Consider the following 1,117-nt stretch of genomic DNA (forward strand, 5'->3'; position numbering starts at 1 on the left):
CCCGCCCACTCGCCTCCGCGCACCTTCCACCAGATCTGCGGGTCTCCGAACTTCCGCCAGAGGAAGACGAAGTAGAGCGAGGTCATCACCAGCGGTATCGCCAGCGCGAGCATGTCGCGGTGGAACCACGCCCGAAGCCCGCCCCCACGAGAGCGCACCTGCTGGAACAAGAGGGACAGGCCCGCCGCCAGGGACAGGTGCCGCGCCAGACCGCCGAAGCCCAGGGCGAGCGCCGCCCACCAGTGACGGCCGCGCAGACTCAAGAGCAGCGCGAGCGCGGTGAGGAACACCATCCACGACTCGGGGTAGCCCGCGGACTGGAAGAAGGCGAAGGGATACGCCGTGAAGAGCAGCAGCGAGACACGGGCCGTCTCCTCGCCTTCCAGCGCGCGAAACAGCCGATACAGGACGATGAGTCCCAACAACCCGGCGACGTTGGCCACCAGCACCAACGAGACCTGGATGCTCAGGCCCGTGGCGTCTCGCACCCACCGCCCCAACATGGGCAGCAACGGGAAGAAGTTCGTGGCCTGGGGGCGCTCATAGCCCTTCTGCGCGATCTCCATGTACCAACCACAGTCCCACCGACAGAACGCATCCAGCCCCGCCGGGCCCACCTGCTGGAAGGGCGCGCGGTGGAGCCTGTTGTCGAACGCGAGCGATACGCGCGCGAGCAGCAACAAGGCCAGACGGCTGAAGAAGAAGAGCCCCACGGGAAAGGCCAGCTCCGCGCCCAGCACGCGCAACCGCGCGCCCAGGGACATAGGCAGCGGCGCCTCTCCTGAAACAGGAACATCGGTGGACATGCGGTGGAGAAATCCGAGGGTGCGGGAACGGCGGACACCCTACCCTACTCCTTCGCCCTTCACAGCGGGGAAGACCCCGGCGGCCGTGCCCAGAACGACCCCGGGAATGGTAGTCTCATCTGTCTCGCCCAGGTTGCGCGGGTGCGAGGAGCCTGGGAGGTCCACATCATGCGTGCAAAGGCTGGCTGGGTCGCGACCGCGGGAGTCGTGACGGCCCTTGGAGTCGCCGCGCTGCTGCGCCAGGAGCTGACGGCGCGAATCCGTCCGCCTCCTCCGGCCGCCATCACGCCCGTCCCCCTCCAACCCACGGC

General features: G+C 68.1%; 1 protein-coding gene. It reads right to left on the bottom strand.

The features are described from left to right. The coding region (locus tag HR086_RS47030) for a mannosyltransferase family protein (RefSeq protein WP_254626781.1) at nucleotides 1–764 on the bottom strand (764 nt) is incomplete at its 3' end. Nucleotides 765–1,117: the final 353 nt, after the last annotated feature.

It is taken from the genome of Myxococcus sp. CA039A (assembly GCF_013336645.1).
Lineage (GTDB): Bacteria > Myxococcota > Myxococcia > Myxococcales > Myxococcaceae > Myxococcus > Myxococcus llanfairpwllgwyngyllgogerychwyrndrobwllllantysiliogogogochensis.